Here is a 1,235-nt window from a genome sequence, read left to right as displayed (position 1 = left end):
TGGGCGCGGCGGCGGGTGGCCTGAACGCGGTCGCGGGCACGGTCGTCAGCGGCTTGTCGACGGGTCTGGGCACGACCACCGGCGCGCTGACCACGGGCCTCGGCGCCGCGACGGGCGGCCTGTCGAATGGCCTGGGCGCGGTATCGGGCGCGCTGGCATCGGGCGCGGGTGCGCTGGCCGGCGGCCTGGGTGCCGCGACGGGGGGATTGAATACGGTGGCCGGGACGGTCGCGGGTGGCCTCGGTGCGGCATCGGGCGCCTTGGCATCGGGTGCGGGTGCGCTGGCCGGTGGCCTGGGTGCCGCGGCGGGTGGTTTGAATACGGTGGCCGGCACGGTGACGAGCGGCCTGTCGAATGGGCTGGGTGCCGCCACGGGCGCGTTGGCCGGTGGTCTCGGCACCGTCGCTGGCGGCCTCGGTTCGGCGACGAGCGGCCTGAACACGGTGGCCGGCACGGTTGCCAGCGGCCTGTCGAATGGACTGGGTGCCGCGACGGGCGCTTTGTCGAGCGGCGCGGGTGCGCTGGCAGGCGGTCTCGGCGCCGTCGCTGGCGGCCTGGGTTCGGCGACGAGCGGGCTGAACACGGTGGCTGGCACGGTGACGAGTGGCCTGTCGAGCGGTCTGGGTGCCGCGACGGGCGCTTTGTCGAGCGGCGCGGGTGCGCTGGCCGGTGGTCTCGGTGCCGTCGCTGGTGGCCTGGGTTCGGCGACGAGCGGCCTGAACACGGTGGCCGGCACGGTTGCTGGCGGTCTGTCGAATGGCCTGGGTGCCGCGACCGGTGCGCTGTCGAGCGGTGCGGGTGCGCTCGCCGGTGGCCTCGGCACGGTGTCAGGCGCGCTGTCGAGCGGCGCCGGTGCGCTTGCCGGTGGTCTCGGTGCAGTCGCGGGCGGTCTCGGTTCGGCGACGGGCGGCCTGGGCGCGGTGACCGGAACGGTCGTCAGCGGTCTGTCGACCGGCCTCGGTACTGCCGCCGGCGCGCTGTCGGGTGGCGCTGGCGCGGTGGCGGGTGGTCTGTCGAGCGGGCTTGGCGCGGTCTCTGGCGTGCTGGGCACAGGCGCTTCGTCGCTGGCAGGTGGCCTGACGACGGTCGCCGGCACTGCAACGGGCGCGCTGAGCGGTGGTCTGGGCACTGTCGCCGGTGCGCTGTCGAATGGCGCGGGCGCGCTGGCCGGCGGTCTCGGCGCGGCGGCGGGCGGCCTGTCGTCGGTGGCGGGCACGGCAGCCGGTGCTTTGTCA

Annotated in this window: 1 pseudogene; it reads left to right on the top strand. The window is 75.9% G+C overall.

The features are described 5' to 3' along the window. Positions 1-1,235, top strand: a pseudogene (locus tag F3J10_RS35695) (hypothetical protein); the annotation flags it as partial.

The sequence above is a fragment of the Burkholderia sp. Cy-637 genome (genome assembly GCF_011753175.1).
GTDB lineage: Bacteria > Pseudomonadota > Gammaproteobacteria > Burkholderiales > Burkholderiaceae > Burkholderia > Burkholderia gladioli.
Note: the sequence above shows the minus strand (reverse complement) of the source record. Positions and strands in the feature narration are given on the sequence as shown.